Annotated in this window: 18 protein-coding genes; 10 read left to right on the forward strand and 8 right to left on the reverse strand. The window is 63.5% G+C overall.

All coding sequences use genetic code 11. The annotated features are described in order from the left end of the window. Positions 1-95: 95 nt before the first annotated feature. The 3 genes from BM400_RS04375 to BM400_RS04385 all read left to right on the forward strand — a co-directional run bounded on the left by BM400_RS04375 (position 96) and on the right by BM400_RS04385 (position 11,645). Positions 96-3,662, forward strand: coding sequence for a chitobiase/beta-hexosaminidase C-terminal domain-containing protein (locus BM400_RS04375; RefSeq protein WP_141223804.1), 3,567 nt, complete (start codon positions 96-98; stop codon positions 3,660-3,662). Positions 3,663-3,948: 286 nt separating this feature from the next. Continuing rightward, complete coding sequence (locus BM400_RS04380; protein WP_175528863.1) at positions 3,949-9,879, forward strand: beta strand repeat-containing protein; 5,931 nt, start codon at positions 3,949-3,951, stop codon at positions 9,877-9,879. A gap of 47 nt (positions 9,880-9,926) precedes the next feature. Further along, entirely contained in the window at positions 9,927-11,645 is a 1,719-nt protein-coding gene (locus BM400_RS04385; RefSeq protein ID WP_245781675.1) for an amidase, read from the forward strand. Between the two features lie 67 nt (positions 11,646-11,712). Here the strand turns inward: BM400_RS04385 and BM400_RS04390 are convergent, their stop codons facing one another. Together BM400_RS04390 and BM400_RS21910 are read right to left on the reverse strand one after the other, a co-directional pair. Next, positions 11,713-13,719: a glycosyltransferase family 39 protein gene (locus BM400_RS04390; protein ID WP_089836975.1), complete on the reverse strand. Its 2,007-nt coding sequence runs from the start codon at positions 13,717-13,719 to the stop codon at positions 11,713-11,715. Between the two features lie 24 nt (positions 13,720-13,743). Further along, a complete protein-coding gene (locus BM400_RS21910) occupies positions 13,744-13,890 on the reverse strand; it encodes a hypothetical protein (RefSeq protein ID WP_175528864.1) in 147 nt (48 codons plus the stop codon). Positions 13,891-14,061: 171 nt separating this feature from the next. Between BM400_RS21910 and BM400_RS04395 the strand changes: the two genes are divergently transcribed. Further along, complete coding sequence (locus BM400_RS04395; RefSeq protein WP_217644077.1) at positions 14,062-14,652, forward strand: septal ring lytic transglycosylase RlpA family protein; 591 nt, start codon at positions 14,062-14,064, stop codon at positions 14,650-14,652. Between the two features lie 66 nt (positions 14,653-14,718). Here BM400_RS04395 and BM400_RS04400 read toward each other — a convergent pair whose 3' ends face one another. Continuing rightward, positions 14,719-15,255: a DUF2628 domain-containing protein gene (locus tag BM400_RS04400; protein ID WP_089836980.1), complete on the reverse strand. Its 537-nt coding sequence runs from the start codon at positions 15,253-15,255 to the stop codon at positions 14,719-14,721. 248 nt (positions 15,256-15,503) lie between these two features. Here BM400_RS04400 and gatB point away from each other — a divergent pair, with 248 nt between their 5' ends. The 5 genes from gatB to BM400_RS04425 all read left to right on the forward strand — a co-directional run bounded on the left by gatB (position 15,504) and on the right by BM400_RS04425 (position 20,113). After that, on the forward strand, positions 15,504-16,994 hold the full coding sequence (gatB, locus tag BM400_RS04405; protein ID WP_089836982.1) for an Asp-tRNA(Asn)/Glu-tRNA(Gln) amidotransferase subunit GatB: 1,491 nt from the start codon (positions 15,504-15,506) through the stop codon (positions 16,992-16,994). After that, positions 16,975-17,814 (forward strand): TIGR03435 family protein, encoded by an 840-nt coding sequence (locus tag BM400_RS04410; protein WP_175528865.1) that lies wholly within the window; start codon positions 16,975-16,977, stop codon positions 17,812-17,814. Before gatB ends, BM400_RS04410 begins: the two co-directional genes overlap by 20 nt. 21 nt (positions 17,815-17,835) lie before the next feature. Further along, positions 17,836-19,326: a hypothetical protein gene (locus BM400_RS04415; protein WP_245781676.1), complete on the forward strand. Its 1,491-nt coding sequence runs from the start codon at positions 17,836-17,838 to the stop codon at positions 19,324-19,326. 114 nt (positions 19,327-19,440) lie between these two features. Then, complete coding sequence (locus BM400_RS04420; protein WP_175528866.1) at positions 19,441-19,626, forward strand: hypothetical protein; 186 nt, start codon at positions 19,441-19,443, stop codon at positions 19,624-19,626. Positions 19,627-19,855: 229 nt separating this feature from the next. Continuing rightward, positions 19,856-20,113, forward strand: a complete 258-nt coding sequence (locus tag BM400_RS04425; protein WP_089836986.1) for a DUF6496 domain-containing protein — start codon at positions 19,856-19,858, stop codon at positions 20,111-20,113. A gap of 20 nt (positions 20,114-20,133) precedes the next feature. Here BM400_RS04425 and BM400_RS04430 read toward each other — a convergent pair whose 3' ends face one another. Next, a complete protein-coding gene (locus BM400_RS04430; RefSeq protein ID WP_089836988.1) occupies positions 20,134-20,424 on the reverse strand; it encodes an FmdB family zinc ribbon protein in 291 nt (96 codons plus the stop codon). Positions 20,425-20,502: 78 nt separating this feature from the next. Between BM400_RS04430 and BM400_RS04435 the strand changes: the two genes are divergently transcribed. Then, positions 20,503-21,075, forward strand: a complete 573-nt coding sequence (locus BM400_RS04435; protein WP_175528867.1) for a shikimate kinase — start codon at positions 20,503-20,505, stop codon at positions 21,073-21,075. On the opposite strand, the gene serA is transcribed toward BM400_RS04435, so the two are convergent. From serA to ampH, 4 genes are all read right to left on the reverse strand, one after another. Beyond that, positions 21,076-22,689: a phosphoglycerate dehydrogenase gene (serA, locus tag BM400_RS04440; RefSeq protein ID WP_089836990.1), complete on the reverse strand. Its 1,614-nt coding sequence runs from the start codon at positions 22,687-22,689 to the stop codon at positions 21,076-21,078. 299 nt (positions 22,690-22,988) lie between these two features. Further along, complete coding sequence (locus BM400_RS04445; RefSeq protein ID WP_089836992.1) at positions 22,989-24,224, reverse strand: ComEC/Rec2 family competence protein; 1,236 nt, start codon at positions 24,222-24,224, stop codon at positions 22,989-22,991. 22 nt (positions 24,225-24,246) lie between these two features. Next, positions 24,247-24,963 carry a hypothetical protein gene (locus BM400_RS04450; protein WP_089836994.1) on the reverse strand — a complete coding sequence of 239 codons (717 nt, stop codon included), beginning with the start codon at positions 24,961-24,963 and terminating at the stop codon, positions 24,247-24,249. After that, a complete protein-coding gene (gene ampH, locus BM400_RS04455; RefSeq protein WP_089836996.1) occupies positions 24,960-26,306 on the reverse strand; it encodes a D-alanyl-D-alanine-carboxypeptidase/endopeptidase AmpH in 1,347 nt (448 codons plus the stop codon). The genes BM400_RS04450 and ampH overlap by 4 nt, the downstream gene beginning before the upstream one ends. Between the last annotated feature and the right edge of the window lie 10 nt (positions 26,307-26,316).

Consider the following 26,316-nt stretch of genomic DNA (forward strand, 5'->3'; position numbering starts at 1 on the left):
TGATTGATTGTTTGAACGCGATCGGGAACGGCTTCCGTGAAGACCAGGGGGCCGTTCTCCTTCCGCTCGATGGGTCGTACGATTCGTTTTCTCTTATGCAAACCAGATACTCCAGGCCCCTCTCCCTGCTCTGCACGCTGATCGTTCTGATCGGGTTGAGCGGGTGCGGGATGCCGTCGGGGGAGCTGCTGGTGACGGCGGCTCCGGTGATCGCGCCGGCCGGAGGAGGCTTTGTGTCGGCGCAGACGGTGACGATGACGGATGCTACGGCGGGAGCGAGCATCTTCTATACCGTCGATGGAACGACACCGACGAGCGCATCGGCGCGGTACTCGGGGCCGATTGCGGTGAGCCGGAGCACGGTGCTGAAGGCGATGGCGGTAGCACCGCCGTCTGAGGCGAGCGCGGTGGTCTCGGCCAACTTTACGATTGCGGTTCCGCAGGCGGCCGCTCCGGTGATCTCGCCGGCGGGTGGCGCGTATACGGCGGTCCAGACGATTTCGCTGACGGATGCGACGCCGGGGGCGGCGATCTATTACACGGTGGACGGCAGCACTCCTGGCGCTACTTCGACGGCGTATACCGGGCCTTTTCCGTTGGCGGGGTCGGCTACGGTGAGCGCGGTGGCGATTGCAGCGGGATACGGGATGAGCCCGGTTGCCGCGGCCTCATACACGATTACGCTGCCTCTGCCGTTGACGGCTACGCCGGTGATTGCGCCTGGGGGCGGGACGTTTGCGTCGGCGCAGACGGTGACTCTGAGCGATGCCACGAGCGGGGCGACGATTTATTACACGTTGGATGGGTCGACTCCCACTGTGGCGTCGCCGGTGTATGCGGGGGCGTTTTCGGTGGGGAAGAGTACGACGGTCAAGGCTGTGGCCGTTGCTGCCGGGTACAACCTGAGTGGCGTGGCTTCGGCTGGCTTTACGATTACGCCGGTGACGAGCACGCCGGTGGTTTCGCCTGGAGGCGGGACGTTTGCGTCGGCGCAGACGGTGAGTGTGAGCGATGCGACGGCTGGCGCGGCGATCTTCTACACGTTGGATGGATCGGTGCCGACGACTTCATCAGCGGTGTACACGGGGCCGTTCAGCGTCGCCAGGACGACGACGGTTCAGGCGGTGGCGATCGCTTCGGGCTACCGCTTGAGTGGCGTGGGTTCGGCGAGCTTTACGATCACGACGGTTACGCCTACTCCGGTGATCTCGCCTGGAGGCGGGACGTTCTCTTCCGCGCAGACGGTGAGTTTGAGCGATGCGGCCGGCGGGGCGACGATCTACTACACGGTCGATGGGACCACGCCGACGGTTGCGTCGCCGGTGTATACGGGGCCGTTTGCGGTGGGGAAGACGACGACGGTGCAGGCTGTGGCGGTCGCTTCGGGGTATCGTTTGTCGGCTGTGGCCTCGGCGAGTCTCACGATCAACCTTCCTGCGGCAACACCCGTGATCTCGCCGGGGAGCGGGACCTTTGTGGCTTCGCAGACGATCAGCATCGGCGATGCCACGAGTGGGGCTGCGATCTATTACACGGTCGATGGGACGACACCGACGGTTGCGTCGCCGGTGTATACGGGGCCGTTTGCGATTCGCGCGACGACGACGGTGCAGGCTGTGGCGATCGCTGCGGGGTTCAGCCTGAGCGGGGTTGCGTCATCCACGTTTACGCTGACGGGTGTGACGGCGATGCCGGCGATCGCGCCGACGAGCGGGAGTTTTGCGACGTCGGTGGTGGTGCGGCTGAGCGATGCGACGAGCGGGGCTAGGATCTACTACACGCTGGACGGCAGCATGCCTACGGCAGGGTCGGCAGTCTATACGTCCGCGCTTACGGTGACGTCGACGACGACCGTGAGGGCTGTGGCGCAGTCTCCGGGGTTCAGTGTGAGCGGTGTGGCGACGGCTACATTTACGAAGATCGCGGCGGGCTCGGGGATCTCGGGGACGGTGGCGTTCAGCAAGAGGGCTTTGCAGGGGGCGTTCGTGTCGCTCTACGCGGCGGGGCAGACGGGGTATGGGTCGGCCTCCGCGGTGGTGTCGTCGAATGCGTCGATTACGGACAATGCGGGAGCGTTTACAGTGCCCTACAGCTGCCCGGACCCCTCGCGGCAGGTGTACCTGGTGGCGAGCGGCGGGCAGGTGGCGACGACGCCGGCGGTTTCGGGGAGTTCGTTGGTGCTGGTGACGCTGCTGGGGAGGTGCGGCTCGCTGAATACGGCGTCCGCGACGGTGGTGAATGAGATGACGACGGTGGCCGCGGCGTGGGCGCTGGCACCGTTTGTGCAGGCTGGCGCGACGCAGGTGGGCAGCAGCAGCACCAATGCGGCGGGGCTGGCGAGCGCGTTTCTGACGGGGATGAACCTGGTCGACAGCGTGCATGGGACGGTGGGGGGTGCGTCGCTTCCGGCTGGGGCGACGCTGCCCACGAGCGAGATGAATACGCTGGCGGATGTGCTGGCGAGCTGCGTGGCCACGCCTTCGGCGGTGTGCTCGGGGCTGTTTCAGGCAGCTACTCCTGCGGGCGGGACGGCTCCGGCGGATACGTTCGCGGCGGCGGTGAATGTTGCGCGGTATCCGGGGAACCAGGTTGCGGCGCTGTATGGGCTGGTGTCGTCTTCGTCGCCGTTTCAGCCGGTGCTGAGCGCTGCGCCGTCGGACTGGACGCTGGCGGTGCGGTATGGCGGGGGTGGGCTGGCTGCGCCGAGCTCGATTGCCATCGACCAGAGTGGGGCGGTGTGGGTGGCGAACCATGCGGGTTCGGTCTCGAAGTTTACGGCGCAGGGTGCGGCGCTGTCGCCGTCCACGGGATTCACGGGCGGAGGCATGTATGAGAGCTTCGGGCTGGCGGTGGATGGCAGCGGGAATATCTGGGTGACGAACGCGGAGAGCAGCGGCTCGGTAAACGGCGGGCTGGGCAGCGTGACGAAGCTGGATGGCACGGGCGCCGTGCTGTCGGGGGCGAACGGCTTTACCGGGGGTGGAATCGATTTTCCGGAGGCGGTGGCGGCGGACACGAATGGAAATGTCTGGGTGGCGAACTATGGCGGCTCGACGGCTACGCTGCTGGCTTCGACGGGCGCGGCTCTTTCTCCTGCGGGAGGATATGGCTATGGGGATCTGGTGTTTCCGACCGGGGTCGCGGTCGATGGGCAGCACACGGCGTGGTTTGCGAACCAGGGGGGATCGACGGTGACGGAGGTTCCGGCGAGCGGCGTGGGGGCGATACAGGTGTCGTGCTGTCAGGGAGCTTCGGGGATTGCGCTGGACCAGCAGGGGAACGTGTGGGCGGCGAACTACTATGGAGACAGCGTCAGCGCCGTCAGTGGGGCGGGGAGCCTGATCTCGGCCGGGTATACGGGCGGAGGGCTGATGGGGCCGCGCGGGATTGCGGTGGATGGAGCGCAGCGTGTCTGGGTGGCGAACTACCAGGGCAACACGGTGACGAACCTGCAGGGCGCGGCTGGAAACGCTCCGGGTGCGCCTCTCTCGGGGGCGAGCGGGTATGGGGTGGCGGCGGGTTTGAGCCTGCCGTATGGGCTGGCGATCGATGCGACGGGGAGCGTGTGGGTGACCAGTTCGGGCAACGATGCGGTGGTGCAGTTTGTGGGTGCGGCTTCGCCGGTGAAGGTCCCGCTGCTTGGACTGCCGGGGTTGCCATGAGTCCCATCGCAGTACCGGCGGTACCACGGCGGCAGGGATTTGCCCGCATTGTTACCTGGAGCATGTATCCTGAGCTTCTAAGCGAACTTCATTTTTGCCTGCTGTCGATCAGCCCTGGCTTGTCCGACTGGAGGTATCTTCTCCCCCGGCGAACGTACACGATCACCGCGTAAGGGCGCAAAAAGCGATTCTTCACCGCATGGAATCGAAGGGCGGAACGAGCCTGGAGATTCTTGACCCGGTGAAATCAAGTCCTTTAGGCTCAACCTTACCCCTCGAGGTTCCAATGCCTTTTGCAACACGGCCCTATGCCGCTCGTCCTGAGTCCGCCTGGAGGCGGTTCACCCTGAACCGGAACGCCAGTCATGGCGCAATCAGCCTGACGGGCGCGGTTGCGACGACGCTGCTGGCGCTGACGACCACGCTGGTCTGGGGACAGTCTTCCAAAGCGCCGGTGAGCGCGAAGCAGAAGGCCGAGATGCTCTATGCCCGGACGCCGATGAGCTTCGAGCCCAACCGTGGACAGGTCTCGTCCCCGGAGGTGCAGTACCTGGCGCATGGCGCGCGGTACGGTGTGGCGTTGACGGCGGAGGGGGCGATGTTGTCGCTCGATGCGGGGCCGGTGGATGCTGCGAAGAGCGATTCGCTGCGGCATTTCGACCAGATTCGCCTGGAGCTGCCGCGCGGCAATCGTCATGCGCAGGCTGCGGCGGAGGAGAAGCTGGGCGGGCGGGTGAACTATCTGCTCGGCAACGATCCTGCCAAATGGCATACGGATCTGCCGACCTACGGCAAGGTGCGGTACGCGGGGGTCTATCCGGGGGTGGACCTGGTGTACTACGGCAACCAGGGACGGCTGGAGTACGACTTCGTCGTCGCTCCGCATGCGAACAGCAGGGCCGTGGGGCTGCACTTCGAGGGAGCGAAGTCGCTGCAACTCGATGCGCAGGGAAATCTGACCATCCAGGCGGCGCATGGCGCGGTCGTCTTCGAAAAGCCGCTGATCTACCAGGAGAAGGACGGCAAGCGCGAGTTGGTGGAAGGATCGTTCCGGCTGGAGGCGAACAACACCGCCGGGTTCACGATTGGACGTTACGACCATAGCCGCGCGCTGGTGATCGATCCGGCGCTGGTGTATGCGACCTATCTGGGTGGAAGCACGAACGAACTGATCTCCTCGGCGGTGGTGGACGTTAACGGCAGCCTGTATGTGACGGGCACGACCTACTCGAGCGACTTCCCGACGACGCCGGGTGTCTTCCAGCCGACGGCTGCGCATGCTTCGTCCGGGCTGGCGTTTACGACGAAGTTCAATCCGCAGGGGACTGCCATCTCCTATAGCTCGTTTATCGGCGGCGTCAGCGGGCAGGGAAGCTCTCGTGGCTACGCGAACGTGGTGGATGCGAACGGCAGCGTCTATATTGTGGGCTCGACGACGGCGACGGACTTTCCGGTGAGCCCCTCGGCCATCCAGAAGACCAATCCCGAGGGCACGACGGGCAATACCACCGGCTTTGTGTTTCGGCTGAATATTCCGGGCAACGGTTATCTCTACTCGACGTACCTGGGTGGGAGTGGCGGCGGGCAGGTGGGGGATACGGTCAACGGGATCGCGATCGATGCTGCCGGCGACGCGATCGTTGCGGGCACGACGGACTCGAACAACTTTCCGGTGACGACGGGCGCGTACCAGACGAGCAGCCCGAATCCGAACCTGGGAACGAGCACGGCGACGAGCACCGGTTTTGTGGCCAGCGTGAACCCGACCGGGTCGGCGCTGAACTATGCGACCTATCTTGGCGGCAGCGGGACGGCCACGCTGACGGCGGTGAAGATCGATAGCGCCGGGAACGCCTATGTGACGGGGACCACGGCGCTGCCGGTGAACTCCACCAACTACCCGGTGACCAGTGGCGCGTTCCAGACGACCAACAGCAGCACGGGCACGGGCCTGAGCGGTGTGGTGACCAAGCTGAATCCGACCGGGACGGCGCTCGTCTACAGCACGTTCCTGGGCTCGAATGGCACGATGCCGACCTCGATTGCGGTTGACGCCAGCGGCAACGCGTATGTGGGCGGTACGGATCTGACGGGTGGATTTCCGGCGACCAGCGGCGCGTATCAGACGACGTGGGCGAGTGGATCGGGCTTCGTCGCGAGCCTGAAGGCGGCCGGCAACGGACTTAACTTTGGCACCTTCCTCTCCGGTCCTGTGAACGCCCTGGGGCTGGATTCGACGGGCTTGATCGTAGCCACGGGATCGACGACGAACAGCGCGTTCCCTGTGTCGCCCGATGCTCTGCAACTGACGTTCCCGACTGTTTCCGGGTACTATCCGGCGACGGCTGCATATCTGGTTCGGTTGAGCGCGAGCGGGGCCGCGGCGAACTACAGCAGCTACTTCAGCGGCAGCTCGTATACGGCTGCTTCTGCACTGGCGATCGATGGCAACAACAACGTTTATATCGGCGGGCAGACCTGCTCCACCGATCTGCCGGTGAGCGCGACGGCTGCGCAGCAGACGAAGTTCTCTCCCGATTGCTCTGCGACAGGCGGCCTTGTGGGTTTTGCCGCGAAGTTCGCGCTCGGGACCGCGCCAATCGCGACGGGCACGTCCTTCCAGTCGCCCACCGGCCAGGTGCAGCTTGGCACGAGCATCACGCTGGTGACGGCCACGGCTCCGTCGACGGCCACGGGCAACGTGAACTTCTTCGAGGGCAGCAAGGCACTGGGATCGGCCCCGCTGGTCAATGGTGGGGCTTCGCTGACGAACCAGACGTTCTCGCTGGGAACGCATACGATCACGGCTGTCTACACCGGCGACATCAACTATGCGGAGAGCACCGCGGCGCCGAGCTCGTTTACGGTGGTCCAGACCCTGCCGGTGGCGTTCAGTCCGGCGACCATTACCTTTGCCACTCCAGTACAGGTTGGACTCGCGAGCGGAGCGATGAACGCGCAGATCATCAACAGCGGCACGACGGCGGTGACGCTCTACTCGCTGGGGATGAACGGGGATTTCACCGAGGAGGACAACTGCCCGGTTTCGGTTCCGAACGGGCTGGCTGCGGGCGCGAGCTGCGGCCTGCAGATCACCTTCCGGCCTTCGGGTACCGGTACGCGCATCGGGAATGCGAGCCTGATCTCCAGTATTTCGAGTATCCCGCAGACGCTGTCGCTGACCGGTACCGGCACCGCGCCGACGGTGGCCCTGTCGGCGACCAGCGCTTCGTTCCCGGATACGGCGGTGGGGGCGACCAGCGCGCCGACAGTCGTGACACTGACGAACTCAGCCTCAGCCGGCGTTCTCTTTATCAGCTCGATCGTGGCGACGGGCGACTTCGCCCAGACCAACACCTGCGGCTCAAGCCTGAGCGCGGGTGGGAGCTGCACGATCAGCATCACCTTTTCGCCGACGACCCCGGGCGCCAGGACCGGCGCGGTGACGATCACGGATAACTCGTCGACCGGTACGACGCAGACGATCAGCCTGACCGGTAACGGTGCGTCGCTGATTACGGTTTCGCCCAGCAGCCTGACGTTCGGTTCACAGGCCCAGGGGACGACCAGCGCCGCGCAGACCATCAAGCTGACGACGGCGGGAAGCTCCTCGGTGACGATTAACTCGATCGTCGCGACGGGCGACTTTGCCCAGACGAACAACTGCGGCGCAACGCTGGCCGGGAACTCCAACTGCACGATCTCGGTGACCTTTACGCCGACCGTTGGAAGCGGCACCCGGACGGGTTCCGTGACGGTTACGTCCAGCGCCTCGCCCACGCCCCAGACGGTGTCCCTTACGGGAACGGTGGCGGCTGCTGCCGTGACGCTTTCGCCCTCTTCGCTGAACTTCAGCGGGCAGCTTACGGGAACGACGAGCGCGTCGCAGAGCGTTGTGCTGACGAACTCCGGTAACGTCGCGCTGGGTATCAGCTCGATCGGGGCGACGGGTGATTTCGCCCAGACGAATGCCTGCGGATCCAGTCTTGCGGCGGGTGGAAGCTGCACGATCTCGGTGACCTTTACCCCGACGGTGACGGGCGCACGGACGGGCGCGGTGACGATCGTCGACAGTGCGTCGGGCTCTCCGCATACAGTTGCGCTGACGGGTACGGGAACGGCTCCGGCGGGATCGATTGCGCCGTCTGCACTGACCTTTGCCGCGCAGTCGCTGGGAACGACGAGTATGGCCCAGATCGTTACCCTGACGAACGTGGGCACCGCTCCCCTGACCGTGAGCTCGGTGTCGATTACGGGTGCGTACGCCCAGACCAATACGTGCAGCACGAGCATTGCGGCGGGTGGGAGCTGCGCGATCTCGGTGACCTTCAGCCCGACCGTGAACGGGACCCTCACCGGCACCCTGACGGTGACCGACAATGCGGCTGGCTCGCCGCGTGTCGTGAGCCTGACCGGAACGGGCGTTACGCCGGTGACGACTGTGACGGTGTCGCCGAGTTCGCTGACCTACACGACGCAGAACACCGGAACGACGAGCGCGGCCAAGACGGTCACGCTGACCAATACCGGGAATGCGGCGCTGACGATCAGCTCGATTGGGACGACGGGCGACTATGCCCAGACCAACACCTGCGGCACCACGCTGGCGGTCAGCACGAGTTGCACGATCGCGGTGACGTTTACGCCGACGACGAGCGGCACACGGACCGGACTGCTGGTGATCGGGGACAACGCGGCGGGTTCTCCGCAGAGCGTCAGCCTGACGGGAACGGCGATTACGCCTGCTCCGGTGGTGGTGCTTGCGCCGGCTTCGCTGACCTTCGCCACGCAGAACACGGGAACGACCAGCGCGGCGCAGACGATTACGCTGAGCAATACGGGCAACGCGGCGTTGACGCTGACCTCGATTGCGGCCTCGGGCGACTATGCCCAGACCAACAACTGCGGCACGAGCGTGGCGGCCAGCGCGAGCTGCACGATCGCGGTGACATTTACGCCGACCGCGAGCGGCACGCGGACGGGAGCGATTACCGTCCTCGATAACGCGACCGGCTCTCCGCACATGGCGGTGCTGACGGGTACGGGCGTGGTGCCTGCTGCCGTCGCGACGTTCTCGCTGACGACGCTGAACTTCGGTTCGCAGCAGACGGGAACGACCAGTGTGCAGCGCTCGGTGTCACTGACCAATACGGGCAATACGAACCTGACGATCAGCTCGATTGTGGCTTCGGGCGACTTTGCCCAGACGAACAGTTGCAGCACGGGCATCGTCGTTCCGAATGCGAGCTGCACGATCTCGGTGACCTTTACGCCGACGACCACAGGCACGCGAACGGGTTCGATTACGGTGACCGACAATGCAGCCGGTTCGCCGCAGACGATTGCGTTGACGGGAACGGGAACTGCTCCCGCCCTGTCGGTGGCCTTCTCGCCGCTGGCGCTGAGCTTCGGGAGCGTGACCACCGGATCTACAAGTGCGGTGCAGTTCCTGACGATGACCAATACGGGCTTCGTGACGCTGGCCATCACCTCGATTACGGCGACGGGCGACTTTGCGCAGACGAATACCTGCGGCACCAGCCTGGCGCCGAACGGGAACTGCCGCATCTCGGTGACCTTCTCGCCCACGACCACGGGAACCCGCATCGGTTTCATCACGGTGGTCGATAACGCGACTGGCTCACCGCAGCAGGTGGCTTTGTCGGGGACCGGGACGGGCATCTCGCTTACCTCCACAGCCGCCAGCACCGGGTTAACGATTTCGGCTGCCGGCGCGTCGGCAACGACGACGCTGCAGCTTGGATCCACCAGCTATACGGGACTGGTATATGTGACGTGCTCGGTGGCTTATACGGGGACCGGTACGGCGGTGGACCTTCCCGGGTGCAGCCTGGCCCCTCCGAGCCAGACGATCACGGCGGGCGCGGCTTCGGTTCCTGTGGTGCTGACGGTTTCGACGACGGCTTCCGCCGCGATGAACCACCCGGCGCATCGCTTTCCCTGGACTCCGGCGGGTGCCAGTCTGGCAACGCTGTTCCTGATGGGCTGGATCTCGCCGAAGCGCAGACGGGGGATTCGCCTGCTGACGCTTCTGCTGGCTGTGGTTCTGGGCGGGCTGGCGGGCTGCGCCGGCGGCGGCACATCCGGTACGTCGCTTACAGGAACTTCCACATCGGCCGGCACCTACAACGTGATCGTGACGGCCGCCAACGGCGGTACGGCGGCCTCGGTGACGATCTCCGTGAAGGTGCTGTAGGGGAGAACTGCAACGCGTGGCGGCGAGTCGGTTAGTATCGTCGCACCATGCGAATCTTCCTCGTTCTCTTCCTGCTTGCGGTGCCGCTTTCGGCGCAAGGACCTTCTGCCTCTGGGCGGAAGACGGATTTTGCGGCGATGGACCACGACCTGATGGATGTCACGGTCGAGGGGCTGCATGCGCTCTATCAGCAGCACCGCTACACGGTGACGCAGGTGGTGGAGTGGCATCTCGACCGCATCGCGCGGTACAACGGCATTTACAGGCCGGTCCAGACGGTGACGGCGGAGGCGGCGCTGGCGGTCGCGGCGCACGAGGATGCGGAGGCGAGGCAAACTGGGTTCGTGCCGGGACCGTTGTGGGGCGTTCCGATGGTGACCAAGGCGAATACCAGCGTGAAGGGCCTGGTTACGACCGACGGCTGGCGCGGTTATATGCTGCCCGGGCATGAGCTGGTGGCGCCGAAGGATGCGACGATCGTCGCGAAGCTGCGTGAGGCGGGCGCGGTGCTGATTGGCGTGACGAATATGCCGGACTTCGCGGCGAGCGACACCAACCGTTCGACGGCATTCGGGCGTACGGGAAACGCCTACGATGTGCGCTTTTCGCCAGGCGGTTCGTCGGGCGGGACAGTGACGGCGGTGACCTCAAACATGGCTGTGCTGGGTAACGGGACGGATACGGGGAATTCGATCCGGATGCCGGTGGCGACCAGCAACCTGGTGGGGATCTTTCCGACGCGCGGCCTGGTGAGCACGGCGGGGATCGCGCCGATGGACTGGCAGCTCGACAACACGGGGCCCATTGCACGCGATGTGGCCGATGCGGCGATTGGGCTGACCGTGATGGCTGGCGAGGACCGGATGGATGCGGCGACGATCGGATCGCAGGCCAAGGCTCAGAAGGGGCCGTATACGCAGTACCTGAAGGCGGGAGCGCTGAAGGGCGGGCGATTCGCGGTGCCGGCCTTCATCCTGGATGGGGATAGCCCGGTCTTTCAGGGGATCTGTCCGAGCGCTACGCCCGAGCAGGCGGCGAAGGCAAAGGCTGACTCGCAGATGGCACTGCATCCCGAGACGCGTGCAGCCTTCATGAAGGCTATTGAGGAGATTCGGGCGGCGGGAGCGACTGTGCTGATGGACGCCTCGATCCTGCCGAACAGCTTCGCGGATGCGGCCTCGCGGATCTGTACGCTGCCGTATCTGCGGGAGGGAACGGATATGTTTCTGGCGGAGTATGGGCCTGCGGACTACCGGTCGGCGGCTGGATACGAGAAGGCGGTCGGCAAGCCTCTGCCGGATGTGATCGTTGGGGGAGAGCATGCGGGGATGTCGGTGGTGGCGGGGGTGAAGCAGGCTCGGCTCGAGAGCGATCCGGGTGCGGAGGCGGCGTTGCTGAAACCGCGGCGCGAGGTGATGGCGATGTACCTCGCGGAGATGGATCGGCTGAAGCTGGACGGGTTTCTGTATCCCGCGATCCAGATGCCCCCGGTGGACGAGACGATGGCGCAGGATGGCCGTCTGAGCGAAGGGCCGCACTCCGCGACCGGGTGGATCAACATGCTTGGGCTTCCGGCGATCAGCTTTCCAGCCGGGTTTTACGATGATGGGCTGCCGTTCGGGATCGAGATCAGCACGAGGCCGTGGCACGACGGCGACATGATCGGCTGGGCCTACGACTATGAACTGAAGACGCACCACCGGCGGCCTCCGGTGCTGGTGGACCGGGGTTTGCTGCCTGCGGCGGCCAAGGTTCCACAGCCTTAGCGAAGATGCGCATATCTGGATAAGGAGGATGACGGACGGATAAGAACAGGCAACACCTTTCCTTTTTTTATGGCTGGGAGGCGGCCGACTTCTTCTCGAGGATCGGCTTCCAGTGTTCCTGCGAGGTGGGCTCCATGTCGGGGATACGGGACTGGGCGATGGCATAGGCGGCCTGTGCTGCCGGTTTGTCGCCCCGGGCGAGGAGAAGGTCGCCGAGGGCGATGTTCTCGTCGAAGCCTCTTGGCACGAGGGCTACGGCTTGATGGGCTGCGGTCAGCGCTGCGGCAGGATCCTGCTTTGCGAGACGCTTGCTCTGCTGGATGTACTGGAGAGCGGCTGCGTCGGGCAGGGAGAAGTCGCCCTCGTAGACGGCGATGCCGTCGGCGATGATCTCGTCGGGCTTGCGTTCGAAGAGCGTCTGGTAGGGATTGCGAACCTTGGTGCCGAACTCGAAGCCGTTGAGGTCGGACATGCTGAGGAGCAGAGGGCCGTGCAGCACGGGTGGAAGGGAGATGTCCTGCTCGTACATGGTGTCGAGGGTGGGGAGCAGCCTGCAGGGGACGCCGTAGTCCGAGGGCAGGATGAAGGGGGCGGGGAAGTGGGCGATCCAGCACTCCTGGACGTGGTGCTGGTCGGTCCACGCGCGGACGAACTTCAGGTCCTGTCCCCACTCGGTGGTGGAGTCGGAGAAGAGGTCGTGAGTGTGCGACGGACCGCCCCAGAGGACGTTCGCGTAGGGCATATAGTTCGGGAACATCCGCAGCGAGTCGGCTGCGTGCCAGAGCAGGAGAGCCGCGACGGGGTAGGCCCAGACGCGTTTCTCGGCGATGAGGAAGGCGGCTCCCGCGCCGGCCAGCGCGAAGGCAAACGGGAAGAGAGGAAGCACGTGGCGGATGCCGATGTTGAGCGGCGACCCCATGGCCACGGCCAGGTAAAAGAAGAAAGGGAAGGCGAGGAAGAAGATCTCGCGGGCGCGGTGGATCCTGCCCGTGGCGCAGGCATAGAGGGACAGGATGAGCAGTCCAAGAACTCCGATGCTCCACTTCAGGGAGAGCAGCACGGGGAAGTAGAACCACTGGCCGTGCGCGTAGAGCTTGCCGAAGATATAGGTCGGCATGTACGCGCCGACGCGGACGACATCGACCAGGCCGTAGAGGTAGCTTTCGGGCAGCAGATGGTAGTGGGCGCAGAGCTGGATAGCGGCAGACATGGCCGGGGAGAGGGTCGTCATCTGTCCGGCGAGCGGAGGCATGTCGACGCCTGTAGGATGCATGGCGAAACGGAAGCTGTAGACGCTCCACAGTATGGTGATGGCAAGGGCTGCGATGGCGGCCATGCCTGCGGCAAGGCGTATGGCGGCGCGACGGGGGAAGAGCCGTGCCGCGAACCAGCGTCCTCCGATTTCGCCGACAGCGAGCAGGATCAGTAACGGCAGCAGCAGGACGGCGTTGTGTTTGCTGGCGAGCGCGATGCCCACGGCGACTCCGCAGGGGATGGCTCGCTGCCAGGTCATCTGCTTGACGAAGCGGTAGAAGGTGAAGGCGCTGAGGAAGAAGCCCAGTGCCGCTGCAGTGTCGGTGGTGACGAAGGGGGCGTTGGTGAGGACGGTGGGGTCGAAGACCCAGAGTGCCGTGGCGATGAGCCCCGCGAGCGGCGAGAACATCTCTCTGCCGGCGACGAAGAGAAGCAGCGCCACGAGCAAGGAGAAGATCATGACGGCAAGGTGAACGCGGAAGATGAGGGTCTCGGCGGAGTACTGGCCACCGTATCTGGGGTCGTTGCGGAAGAGGAGTTCGCGTCCGCCGTAGTAGGCCTCGCTCTTGAAGTAGCGGTTGTCGCGTGGGGCGACCTTGAGATGGAGAGGAAGGAGGGGCAGAGCGGCGACGAGTTTCACGAGCGGGGGATGCTCGGGGTTCAGGCTGTACTCGCGGTGCTTCCAGTTCATGTAGCCGGAGTAGATGTGGTCGCCCTCGTCCCACGAGAGGGAGAGCCGGCGGGTCGAGAGAGCGACTTCGGCGACCATGATGAGGAGCAGAGCAATGACGGAGGCCGCGATCCACGGTCTTTTTTGCATGGAGGCAGTATAGGCGGGGAGACCTTACTGCGCGCGAAGTTTTGCCAGGCGTGCCTGGGCCAGAACGTACGTGTTCAGAGGATCGAGTTCATGGGATTCCTTGCGGCTGGGGTTGAGGCGATTGTCGCAGAAGATTCCCGCAGCACGACGGGCACGTGAGAAATTTTCCATCCAGACTCACCGCGAACGTTAAAACTGCATCAAAGGCAGGGCAGTCGAAACATAGGTAAGTTCTTGATTCTGATCGGTTCGACCACGAAAAGGGTGCCTGAAAGGGTGCCTTTTTGTGCGAATAACGGTAAACTTATAGATGGCCGGAACAAACACCGGTTTGGAGACTGATTGCTTCGATACCTCAAGATGGACCTGATTGCAGCGGTTGTTGCTGTGGGGACATTCTTCATCCCACAGAGGGCCATCCAGATGCCAGTTACACCGGCAGTCCAGGTGGTTTCTACACCCGTCGCTCAGGCGAATATTGTGCCGATTGCAAAAAAGACGCGCCATCCGTTTCAGATGATGGCAAATCTTGGAAACGCCTCTTGGTATGGGGCGGTTCTCGAGGGGCATCGAACGGCGAGCGGGGAAACCTTCCGCAAGGAAGAGATGACCGCAGCCCACAGGACGCTTCCATTTGGAACGCTTGTGCGTGTCGTCGATGTCAAGAGCGGCAAGTCCGTCGTGGTCCGGATTAACGATAGGGGTGTTCTGTTCCCCGACCGGATCATCGATCTTTCGTCCGGTGCAGCAGAGGGTCTAGGTATCCTCCGCTCCGGCGTGGCGAAGGTTCGGCTGGAGATTCTGAAGAAGGCTGGGGATACACCGGCCGGGAAGACTCAAGCGACGACCAGCAAGACCGAGGGTTCGGTTGGGGGAGCGTCCACGACGGACCTTCCCGGCACCGAAACTGCTTCTCTGGTCGCGCCGCAGTAGGAACAACCAGCCTGGCGAATCCTTCTCCGCGATTCGGGAGGAGGATTCGGGCCAGGCACAGGGCGCTTATCCAAGCGTCTGCATGACCGCCAGGGCAAGAGCCAGGGCGAAGAGAACACCAGAGATCCAACCGGCAGTCCAGGAGACTCCACCCGCTTGCGCGAGCGTGTCGAGGAACCTCTGCCTGTCATCGGGGGCTATCTCGGATGCCTTGCTGCGCAGTGTGGTGATCGTCCGGATGGCGTGGTGGACGTAGGCCCAACGTGTGAACAGGGCCATCGCGATTCCCAGGCCGATGTCGACACGGCTGGTGAGCGGATAGGCTGCGAGCGCCAGCAGGCCGATGACGTATCCCGTGCCCCAGAGCCACATCTTGCGATAGAAGAAGTAGACCGGACCAAGGAAGAACGCGGGTGCGGAGAAGCCGTTGTAGGCGAGTCCCGATCCCAGCCGATTCGTGGATTCGCTCTCGGGGTGGCGAACGAGGTAGTCGTAGAGATGCAGGAAGCCCTCGGAGCGCGGGCCAACAAAGGCGAGGAACTCGGCGCGGCGTGCAGCGGGGTCGGGATCGTTCAGAAATGCGTCCAGTGCGTGATTGGCCATGAGCCCCTTCAGGAGGGGATGCGGGACATGGCGGCTTCGTGGCGATCAAGGCCCAGGATGCTGCCCGCATCCTGAGCCGTATTTTAGACCGTGCGCACTCTTCTGCCATTGGCACAATGTTGTATGCGCACGAGTTATCGATGAGGCGCGAAGGTTCAGATCCGGGCTTCGTCCGGCGCGGAGCTTTGTTCCCGGGCAACCGGAAGCAGCAAAGAGGCGTGGCAACGCCCACTGGTAAAATTGTGTCGATGCCTACCGTTACCGGACTTTCTCCTGAGGTTCTCGCCAAGTACCAGCCTGTGATCGGGCTGGAGGTCCATGTTCAACTGCTCACGAAGTCGAAGGCCTTCTGCGGCTGCGTGAACCAGTACGGCGGCGAGCCCAATACGCACTGCTGCCCCACGTGCCTCGGCCTGCCCGGCGCGCTGCCTGTGCTGAACCACCAGGCGGTGGAATTCGCCGTGCTGGCGGCGAAGGCCATCGGATGCGAAATTCGCGAGACGAGCATCTTTTCGCGCAAGAACTACTTCTACCCCGATTCGCCCAAGGGCTACCAGATCTCGCAGTTCGACAAGCCCATCGCGGAGAACGGCTCTCTGACTGTGCCCGATGGTCTTGGTGGCGAGAAGGTCATCGGCATCACCAGACTGCACATGGAAGAGGATGCCGGCAAGAGTGTGCATGATGGCTTTGCGGATTCCGTGAACCGCACCTATATCGATCTCAACCGCTGCGGCACGCCGCTGGTCGAGATCGTGAGTGAGCCCGATCTGCGTTCGGCCGATGAGGTCTTCGACTACCTCACGAAGCTCAAGGAGATTCTGCTGTACACCGGCGTGAGTGACTGCAACATGGAAGAGGGTTCGCTGCGTTGCGACGCGAATGTCTCCGTGATGCTCAAGGGCGCGAAAGAGTACGGCACGAAGGCTGAAGTCAAGAATGTGAACAGCTTCCGCTATATTCGTTCGGCGGTGGAGTACGAGATTGAGCGGCAGATCGGCGTGCTCGAAGAGGGTGGACGTGTCCAGCAGGAGAGCCGCCTCTGGAACAATGCCGAGGGCCGGACGTACTCGATGCGTTCGAAGGAAAAAGCGCACGACTACCGCTACTTTCCCGAGCCCGATCTTCCGCCGCTCGTTGTCGGAGCGGAGTGGCAGGCGAAGATTCTCGCGGCCATGCCTGAGCTTCCGGAGGCGCGGCGTAAGCGCATGATTGCCGAGTATGAGTTGAATGCGCAGGACGCGATGACCTTGACGTCGTCGATCGCCTTTGCGGATCAGTTCGAAGCAGCGGCGAAGAAGGCGAAGTCGCCCAAGCGTGTCGCGAACCTTATCCTGAGCGAGCTGACCAGCCGCCTTCGTCTCGCCGATCTGGAACAGGATCAGTCTCCTGTGTCGATGGACGGCGTTGTGATGGCCGCCGACCTTCTTGAGTCGGGCGATCTTTCGAGCAAGATGTTGAAGCAGTTGCTCGACACCTGCTTTGCCAACAGCGAAGACTTTCCCGCGGTCTATGAGCGCGAGAAGCCGCAGCAGATCTCGGACTCATCCGCGATCGAAGGCATGATCGATGAGGTTATCGCCGCCAACCCGAAGCAGGTCGATCAGTATCGCGGTGGAAAGAAGACCGTGGCCGCGTTCTTCGTCGGACAAGTGATGCGTGCCTCGAAGGGACAGGCGAATCCTGCGCTGCTGAATGAGCTCGTCGCGAAGAAGCTGGATGCGTTGGGGCCTCTCTGAGGTGCGGCGACGGCACCTGACCGCCGGCATGTTGGTTGGGCTGTTGTTCTGTCCGTTGCTTGCCCTGTATGCACAGACCAAACCCTCGGCTTCTGCGGCTTTGCCCATCTACGACGTCACCTCGGTCAAGCTCAACACGTCCGGAAGCTTCGACAGCAGCTACAACACATCCGGCGCCGGCTTCTCCGCGCGCAACGTGTCCTTGCGCCAGCTCATGGAGTACACCTTCGAGATCAAGGAGAACCTCATCGAGGGCATCCCAGGCCCGGTCAACGCCGCGCGCTTCGATCTCGACGGCAAGATCTCCGACCCCGATCCGGAGACCATCAAGAAGCTCACAGACGATCAGCGCCGCGCCATGATGGCACCGGTTCTCGCCGAGCGGTTTCAACTGCAAACGCACCGCGAGACGAAGATGCTTCCTCTCTACGAGCTCGTCCCCGCGAAAGATGGCTCGAAGCTGAAGCCCTCGGCGGCAGAGGGTGCTCCCGAACCAGCCGGCATCGACCCGCGCGTCCGCACACGCGGCGACGTCAACTGGGGCTCCGAGCATCTGCTTGCCCACGCCATTCCGCTCAGCGTGCTCGCCCATACCTTGTCCGACATCCTCAAGCGTACCGTCACCGATAAGACCGCACTCGAAGGCGAGTACGACATTACGCTGCACTGGACCCCCGACACGGCGATCGCGTCCGACGATCAAACTGCAGGCTCGATCTTCACCGCGCTGCAGGAGCAGCTCGGTCTGCGCCTGAGGCCATCGAAAGGCCTCGTCGAAACACTCGTCGTCGATCGTGTGAACATGCCGTCGGACAATTGAGCTTTGAGTTCTAATAGGCGGATGAATGTTCTTCGCAGACGCGGTGCACGGATCGGAGTGGGTGTGATGGCGATTGGCTTGATGGGTGTGGCGGGTCCGAATCGCCTCGCACCGCCGGGGCAGATGCCGCCCAACACGGTCGCTCTCTCCGAGATGATGCGCGAGCTGTCGGCGCGTCCAGGCTTCACTGAGGCCATGCTGGCGGAGCTCGACAAAGGCGGCAAGAAAGGCCCGGCGCTCCTTACGCCCAAGCTGATCGACGAGTTGCGCAAACGCATCCTCGGCAAGGACTGGGAGTCGCTCGATCACTTTCCCGGATGGACCATGCAGGCGATCAACCCGACCGTACGCGTCATCGGCCACGTTGCAGGGAAGAGTGAGACCGCAGAAGACATGTCGGCGGTGCATCCCGGGGCGTCGCCTTCGGCAGCGCAGACCAGCGAGCATCTCGACCTTGGGCCTTATGCGTTGGATAAGCCCGACACGATCTCGCTGGAGAAGCCGTCGGATCTTCCCGGCTTTACCACCGATGGCCTGGTAAGCTCACTCGGCGCGGGCGTGGTGCGTGGCGATGGCCCCAATGACCTTGCGCCGGAACATGCGCAGAGCCAGCGACTGGCGTATGTGTTGAATCGTCTTGCCGCCAACAAACTCGAAGGTGCGGAGCTGTTCACCGTTTCGAAGTCGACGACACCCGACGATGTGATCCGCGACCTGCAAAGCACAGGCCACGAGGTCACCGTCACCGACTCGCGCTACTTCGCCAACTTCGGTCATCTCCACTACAACGGCAAGGATGTGATGATGCCGTTCTACGTGAACTCGCAGATCATGGTGCCCGGTACGAAGCGACCTCTGCTTGTGCCCGTCTCGCACGCCGAGTACGAGTGGCACATCCGCGGACCTCATGTGAATGCGGACGTCAGCTATTACTTCGGTGTCGACGGCAAGAGCGAGTGGCGCACGATGGATACGCTCGATCAGCCGTGGGTGATGAAGCGCGACGCCCATACCTATCGTGGTGCGGACGCCGTCGAGGTGACACGCCTCGCATCGGCATTGACCGTCGCGTACATGCACCTGCATGCGTCTCATGCGGCGCTACCCTTCGGCGGATACTACGCGCTCGGCGTATGCCAGGATGGCGTGTCGGCGATCGAGAAGAAGATGACCGGCAAGGTGACGCTCTTTCCCAACACGGCGGACGCATCGTTCTTCACCGACGCGCGCGATGCGGAGATCAATGCACTGATGCTCGCGATTCCGAAGGACCGCGATGGCAAGGCGCCGGAGCCGGAACGCATCTTCGGCTCTCTGCCGACGGAGGATCTCGAAGGCATCTCGATCCCCGGGCTTGGCGCGGATCTCGTCGCGGTGCATACGGCATGGATGGATGGCTCGCTGAAGCGCACGCGCACATGGAAGAGCACTGCAGCGGAGGTGCTTCTCTTCAGCATGGGGGCGCTGCTCCTGGTGGGCGCTGTGCGTCGAGCGCGTCGTATGACACGTTAGTGTCGTCCCATAAAAAATGTCTGATAAAGCTACTGGACGTGTTCTTGAATTGCACTACAATTGGTGCAACTTCAAAGACGCTTCAAGGTCTCTGATGTCATGAGGTGATTCAACATGGCAACGAAGAAAGTGGCAGCGAAGAAGACGGTAGCGAAGAAGGCCGTGGCCAAGAAGGCAGTTGCGAAGAAGGCTCCCGCAAAGAAGGTTGCGGCCAAGAAGACGGTAGCGAAGAAGGCACCGGCAAAGAAGGTAGCAGCAAAGAAGACGGTCGCAAAGAAAGTCGCAGCGCCGAAGAAGTAGTTTCCCTTCGGAGCGCGCAGGGCAGGCGTGGCACACATAGCTTCGACGTTGAGGCAGTGGGTGAACACGCCTTCTTTTTTGCCTGTACAGAGGCTCCACGGCGCGCGCGGCTTGGCTTGTGCGTGTTGGTGGCAGCGTCTCCTTCCGTGGAAGGCGAAGCAAAGAGATCTCTCCGTTCGTACAACGCTTGTGTTGCCACCCACTTCTTAGAGAGGTGAGGTGAATCGTGATGGCGACGAAGAAAGCAGCGACGAAGAAGGCATCCGGCAAGAAGGTTGCGGCGAAGAAGATACCTGCGAAGAAGACCTCGACCCGCACGTACAGCCCAGCCGCCGGCGAGAGCGTCGAACGCGAGATGAAGGCGATGAAGCAGGGCAAGCTGAAGAGCGGGTCGGGTGCGAAGGTGACGAACCCGAAGCAGGCCATCGCGATCGGACTATCCGAGGCCCGCAAGGCGGGGAAGAAGGTTCCGCCGCCTAAAAAGTAACCACTTCCGTTGCAATTGCCTTAGGGCTTGGTGGCCGGGGCTGGTGCCGCTGCGGGGGCCGGTGTGGAGCTTGCCGCTGCCGGCTTGCTCTCCGTGGCTGCGGGCTTGCTTTCGCCGGAGGCTGCCGACTTCGCGGAGCCGTATCCATCGGCGAACCAGCCTCCACCCTTGAAGGAGATGGCGGGCGCGGAGATGACGCGCTCAAGTTCGCCGCCGCAATGGGGGCAGACGGTGATCTCGGGGTCGGAGAACTTCTGGATCTTCTCCGTGTGTTTGTGGCAGGTCTTGCATTCGTATTCGTAGAGCGGCATGGTGTGTTCCTTAGTACTAGCTTAGCGGATTTGCCGCTCTCCATGCGCATTCTGACCATTTCATACAATGGAGGAAGCATGCACCATCTCTTCCTCATCGGCCCGGGCGGCGTCGGAAAGACGAGTGCTGGGCGTCTGCTTGCGCCGATGCTGAGTCGTCGTTTTGTCGATCTCGATGAAGAGTTTTGTGCGCACGTCGGACCCTTGCGTCCGTTTCTCGACGCTTTTGGATACGCCGCGTATGTGCGGCGCAACGGTCTTCTTTTTCATGAGCTTCTGGAGGGCACTCCAGAGCCGGTCGTCCTCGCACTCTCTTCTGGCTTTTTGGAGACCGACGTGGAACCTGAGACGATCGCGTCGAATCGAGCGCTGGTGAAGAGCGCGGGGACTTCCATTCTCCTGATGCCATCCCGTTCCCAGGAAGAGAGTAGCCGAATTGTCGTGGAGCGCCAGATGGAACGCGGCTTGAATCTTGAGCGCGTGTCACAGGCGCGCATCTTCGCAGAACGCTTCGCGGCCTACATGACGATGGGAGATATCCAGCTCTTCAGTGTGGGTTCGCCGCTGGAGATTGCAATGCAGATCAAGCAGGAACTAGCAAAGAAAACCCCCGGATCCCACAACGGGATCTGGGGGCATTCTTGTTCGTAGCTACGCCTTGGGCAGTTCGACGAGCCGCACACTGGCGATCGCCTCGACCTTGCGCAGCGCCTCGACAGCGGCGTTCGCTACGGCTGCGGTCGGTACATCGATCTGCACGACCGCCAGGGCCTGTCCCTGTGGGACGCGGCCTGAACGCGTGCTGATGGCGCGGCCCAGCGCGAAGTTGGCGATGTTCACCGACTGCTCGCCGAGGATGGTGCCGATGCGCCCGACCACGCCCGGGACATCGTGGTTGCGAATCGCCACCAGCGTCCCGTGCAGCGGTGCTTCGATGTCGATCCCGTCATACGTCAGCAGGCGCGGCGAGGTGCCATGCAGTACCGTCGCGGACGCCGAAGTATCGCCTTCGGCCGCATGCAATGTCAGCTTCAGAACTGAGCCTGCGCCGCCGGTGGTGAACTCCTTTTTGTCTTCCTGGATGCGGATGCCGCGCTCAGCCGCGATGGTCGCGGAGTTGATGCGGTTGACGCCCTCTTCGCCGGACAGAATGCCGCACAGCGCCGCGTTCTTGATGAGGTCGGTCTTGCCCGCGGCCAGACGGCCCGAGTACGTGAGTTGAATGTTCTCGAGATTGCCGGGGGCAGCGTGCGAGAGGAAGCTTCCCAGACGCTCGGCCATCTCCACGTACGGCGCAACCTCTTCGTACTCCTCGCGCGAGAGCGAAGGTACGTTCACCGCATTCTGCACCACGCCAAGCTTCAGGTAGTCGCGCACCTGCATCGCAAGCTGGATGCCGATGGCCTCCTGGGCCTCGTCGGTCGATCCGCCGATGTGCGGGCTCAGCAGCACGTTCTCCAGACCGTAGTACACCGACTCCTTGAGAGGCTCCTGGCGGAAGACGTCGAGTGCCGCACCGCCCACCTTGCCGGACTTGATGCCTTCGGCAAGCGCCTCGTCGACGATCAGTTCCCCGCGCGCGCAGTTCACGATGCGGATGCCCTTCTTCATGATGCCGATCGAGTGGGCGTTGATCAGGCCTTCGGTCTGCGTGGTCAGCCCGACGTGCAGCGTCAGGTAGTCGGATTCTTTGAAGATGGTGTCGATATCGACGAGCGTGACGTTGTTCTCGCGCGCGATCACCGGCGCGATGAACGGATCGTAGCCGATGAGGTTCATGCCGAACGCGTGCGCACGACGCGCCACTTCGAGACCGATGCGGCCCAGGCCGACGATGCCGAGGGTCTTGCCGCGCAGCTCCTGTCCCTGCAGGGTCTTCTTATCCCACTTGCCGGCGTGCATGGTGGCGTTGGCACGGGGAATGCTGCGGCCCATCGCGATCATCAGTCCGATGGTCAGCTCGGCGACGGCGACGGCGTTCGCGCCCGGCGTGTTCATGACGACGATGCCCTGGTGCGTGGCGGCGTCCGTGTCGATATTGTCCACACCGACACCGGCGCGGCCGATGACGCGCAGCTTCGGGGCATGCGCGAGCAGAGCGGCATCCGCCTGCACGGCCGAGCGAACGACGAGCGCGTCGGCATCCGCGAGTTCCGCGGCAAGGCCATTCTTGATCTGGTCGGGGGAGACGATCTGCCAGCCCGCTTCCTTCTGGAAGACGGCAAGGGTGGCAGGGGAGACTTTTTCGGCGAGAACGATCTTCATGATGCCTTTCTTGGTGCGTTACGGATGTGGGATTGGTTTCAGGAATGGTGGTCGCGCGGCTACCAGCCGGGACAACACTCAGCCAGCGACACGGCCCCAACGTGCGAGGCGGCCGCGGTGTGCGACGAGAGCCAGAGGCCGTCTTCTTCCTGTTCGAACTCGATGGGGTGCTTCATGGGTCTGCTTCTTCCGAGTCTTAAGTATAGGCGGATGCAGGCAGGCGCACAGGACTGTGGGGAGCAAAAGCGTGGGATTTTACGGGAAATTTAGGGCTTCCGGCCTAGGCGCAGCGCAGTTTTCTAGCTGGGAAATGGACCGAAGGAGGCCGTTACGGTGTCTGTCTCGTCCTTTGGGTTCACGAGGAAGACGGTGAAATCGCGGCCTCCCGGGGGCACGCGGACCACGATGTGCCCCGTCGTGCTCGAAAGCTTTGGGGCGAGACGTTCGTTGACGAGAAGCGACTCCGGGGTCATGCCCAGCGCGAAGAGAGACCGGTCGCCGGGGTAGAGCTCCGGGCTCAGCAGTGTGGCGAGTGTGCTCAATGCCGGGTGCGTGACATGCCAGCCGGGAATGATCCACGCCCGGGGCCGGAGCGCACGGACCGCGGCGGGGCCTTCGGCGTCGTAGTACCCGTGATGGTTGGCGACGGCCATCGACACCGGTCCGCAGGCCGCAGCTACGGGAGATTCGATGTCGTGCCATGGAAGGCGTCCATAGATGGTGTCATCGGAAAGATCGCCACCCGTGTAGTAACGGAATCCGCCATACCGAAGCCGCACAGCGATGCTGCACATGTTCTCCGTGGGCAGGTCGGCCGCGGGCATCCCGGTAACGGCGGGGAAGAAGCTTCGCGATGCCTCGCCGTTACCTTGCCAGACGTCGCCGTTGACAGCAAGAATGCGTGCATTGAAGTCCGGATATCGCGAAGGTTCTTGCCTGAGTCCGCACTGCGAAGCGGAGCCCGCGATGGCTCTCTGGACCCTGGTGCCGTGATCCGCCATGCTTTTGGCGAGCCGGGTGTAGTTGATGGAGTTGGGGTCTTTGAGGGCGGCGGGATAGCTGTAGTCGGGCCATCCGCGGTCGATGCAATCGCGGACGGGCAGCGCTTCGGCGACGAACGCCGCGCCCGTCACCCGGTAGTCTCCGCGGCTGGAGGCGGGACTCGTCGCGGCGACCTCGCCGACGTGGTCGCCATGGAGATGGGTCAGGAGCATCAGGTCGAGTTCACTGCGGTGGATACGGCCTATATGCCGGCGTACGTAGCGCGCGACCCACTCTCCGGCGGGACGGCTGGCGTCGGGGGACGCCGGGGGCATGGTGCGGAGCGCGCTGTGGGCTTCACCCGCGTCGATCAGGAGCGTGGTGCCATCCGGATAGAGGATCAGCGTCGCATTGCCGCGGCCCGTGTCGATGTGGTGAATCTCCAGCACCCCGGGCGCCCATGGCGGAAGCGTGTTGGACTCACCGCGAAGCGACAGAGGCGTCGCCATCGAGGCGGCCGCGGCAAGCATCAGAAAGCTGCGTCGATCGAGCATGGGAACCTGTCAGAGACTGGCGTTATTTCTTCAGCGCTTCCGTATACGAGCCATCGAGCGACTGCATCATCTGCTTCAAAATCTCGATGCTCAGCGCAGTCTTCGCCGTGTCCAGCAGCATCGTCGTGCTCAGGTCAGGGGGGATCGCATCCGCGCCCTTCGCCATGATCATCGGGGCGACGACCAGCGACTGGCTCGTATACAGCTTTACGGCGGCGTCGTTGACGATCTGCTGTTGTCCGTACAGGTCGGAGTAGCCCTGGACTTCGTCGTAAGGCATGTAGGTCAACGCACCCATGTCCCGGGCGGAGCGCCATGCCGAGTCGTTGAACGACGACCAGCTCATGGTGTAGGCGAGATGTCCATGAAAGTCTTTCGGGGCGGCGCGCATCCTGCGGATGGTCTCGATGTTGGTGTCGATGCGCCCGGCATCCTCCTGGATCGACGTCACGTTCTTTGCCATCTGCTCATGGTTGGCCTCGATCTCGTGGCGGATATTCTCGCGCGCTTCGGCGACGATGTGCCGGTGATGCAGGTACTCGACGCCGGCCTCGAGTCCAAGCGCGATCAGCAGGCCGATCGTAATCGTCAGGATATGCAGCAGAAAGTCCTTGATGCCGTGGACCGGCGCGTGAGGCGGGTGGACGTCGAGCATGGGCTTCTCCGGTTCAGCCGGGGGATTGGCGGTTACGGCAACAACCGCCGGGAGATCGATCGGGTTGGGTGGGGGCGTCGTCATTGGGAGGGTTGCCGCCGGCTGGCTCTGCCTTGATGTGTCGTGCCAACCTTCGCTCGCGCCCTGGGGGTCACGCTATGGGAGACGTTCGAGTGCGGCGAAGAGCTGCGCGTACGCTTCGAATCGCGGAGACGATGCGCCGGCACGGGCTCGGGATCGACCGGCAGAGGCTGCGCCGGCAAACCGGAGACCGCCAGCAGGAGGTTGTTGATCTGCTGGAACATATGCGTGTGGGTAAAGTGGGTTCCGTCGGTCGCGGCTACGAACACACCTGCATGGCGCGCCGGGTCGAGCGCGATGTAGGTGGTAAATCCCCCGCCTCCGCCCGTCTTCTGGATGATCATCGATGGGTCGCCGGGGTAGCCAAGGCGCAGCCACCCGAGCCCGATGCCGGTCGGCTGGCCGGCGTGGTCGAGGCCTTTGGTGCCCTTCAACTGCAACGGGTCCACGTAGACGGCCTGCGCGGCGGAGTTCTGGTGGACCGGCACCCCTGGAAGGCCGAGCAGGTACTTGAGCCACAGGGTCATGTCGGCGGCCGTGGAGTACATGCCGCCCGCACCAGCCGAGGCCTGTGTATCTCCGCAGGCATCGCTGCGGTGCGCCCCGGCCATCAGTCTTCCGCACTGCTCGGGCGTGGGAGAAAGCGTCGTCTCGGTGAGTCCCAGAGGCTTGGCGGTGCGCTCGGCGAACAGCTCCGCATACGGCTTCCCGGAGGCCTCTTCGAGCGCATCGCCCAGCAGCGCGAAGCCGATGTTCGAGTAGGAGGAGTAGGTGCCGGGCGTCGTCGCCAGCTTCTGCTTCGCCAGCCACGCCCAGCGCGTCTCGTGATCGGGGTAGGCGAAGTAGGAGACACCGCGCGGCGTCGGCCCAACCTCACGGGGAAGCCCGGAGGTATGCGTCGCCAGGTCGCCCAGCGTCATCGCGCGCACCACCGGTCCGTGGAGCGTGAGGGTGGGCACATGGCCGCCGGTGGGCGCGAAGTGCTGCAGCGTATCGGTAAAGTGAACGGTGCCATCGACGACGAGCTTGTTCAGCAGGTCGGTTGCGATGATCTTCGAAAGCGAACAAAGCCGCACCAGCGAGTGCTCATTGGGCTTCTGGCCGCTCCCCGGAGAGGTCTCGCCATACTCCTGGACGAACACGTCCCCGTCCCGGACGACGACCATCACCATCCCGGTCGAGGCCGTAGCGGTATAGATCTGCGCGCCGAGCGCATCGGCGGTGACCAGAGGCGGGACCTGTTGCGCGTGGAGCGACGCCCCACCAAGCGCCCATAGAAGAGGAAGCACGAGCAGGGAGAAGCGCTTCGCCCTGGCGGCAGTTACGGAATGATAGGCAGGTCCCATTGCTTCCTAC

The organism is Granulicella pectinivorans, from assembly GCF_900114625.1.
GTDB classification, from domain to species: domain Bacteria; phylum Acidobacteriota; class Terriglobia; order Terriglobales; family Acidobacteriaceae; genus Edaphobacter; species Edaphobacter pectinivorans.

Excerpts from the sequence above, each read along its gene's own strand:
- BM400_RS04375 (WP_141223804.1), top strand. The coding sequence starts at position 96 with ATGCAAACCAGATACTCCAGGCCCCTCTCCCTGCTCTGCACGCTGATC.
- BM400_RS04380 (WP_175528863.1), top strand. The coding sequence starts at position 3,949 with ATGCCTTTTGCAACACGGCCCTATGCCGCTCGTCCTGAGTCCGCCTGG.
- BM400_RS04385 (WP_245781675.1), top strand. The coding sequence starts at position 9,927 with ATGCGAATCTTCCTCGTTCTCTTCCTGCTTGCGGTGCCGCTTTCGGCG.
- BM400_RS04390 (WP_089836975.1), bottom strand. The coding sequence starts at position 13,719 with ATGCAAAAAAGACCGTGGATCGCGGCCTCCGTCATTGCTCTGCTCCTC.
- BM400_RS21910 (WP_175528864.1), bottom strand. The coding sequence starts at position 13,890 with ATGGAAAATTTCTCACGTGCCCGTCGTGCTGCGGGAATCTTCTGCGAC.
- BM400_RS04400 (WP_089836980.1), bottom strand. The coding sequence starts at position 15,255 with ATGGCCAATCACGCACTGGACGCATTTCTGAACGATCCCGACCCCGCT.
- gatB (WP_089836982.1), top strand. The coding sequence starts at position 15,504 with ATGCCTACCGTTACCGGACTTTCTCCTGAGGTTCTCGCCAAGTACCAG.
- BM400_RS04410 (WP_175528865.1), top strand. The coding sequence starts at position 16,975 with ATGCGTTGGGGCCTCTCTGAGGTGCGGCGACGGCACCTGACCGCCGGC.
- BM400_RS04415 (WP_245781676.1), top strand. The coding sequence starts at position 17,836 with ATGAATGTTCTTCGCAGACGCGGTGCACGGATCGGAGTGGGTGTGATG.
- BM400_RS04420 (WP_175528866.1), top strand. The coding sequence starts at position 19,441 with ATGGCAACGAAGAAAGTGGCAGCGAAGAAGACGGTAGCGAAGAAGGCC.
- BM400_RS04425 (WP_089836986.1), top strand. The coding sequence starts at position 19,856 with ATGGCGACGAAGAAAGCAGCGACGAAGAAGGCATCCGGCAAGAAGGTT.
- BM400_RS04430 (WP_089836988.1), bottom strand. The coding sequence starts at position 20,424 with ATGCCGCTCTACGAATACGAATGCAAGACCTGCCACAAACACACGGAG.
- BM400_RS04435 (WP_175528867.1), top strand. The coding sequence starts at position 20,503 with ATGCACCATCTCTTCCTCATCGGCCCGGGCGGCGTCGGAAAGACGAGT.
- serA (WP_089836990.1), bottom strand. The coding sequence starts at position 22,689 with ATGAAGATCGTTCTCGCCGAAAAAGTCTCCCCTGCCACCCTTGCCGTC.
- BM400_RS04445 (WP_089836992.1), bottom strand. The coding sequence starts at position 24,224 with ATGCTCGATCGACGCAGCTTTCTGATGCTTGCCGCGGCCGCCTCGATG.
- BM400_RS04450 (WP_089836994.1), bottom strand. The coding sequence starts at position 24,963 with ATGACGACGCCCCCACCCAACCCGATCGATCTCCCGGCGGTTGTTGCC.
- ampH (WP_089836996.1), bottom strand. The coding sequence starts at position 26,306 with ATGGGACCTGCCTATCATTCCGTAACTGCCGCCAGGGCGAAGCGCTTC.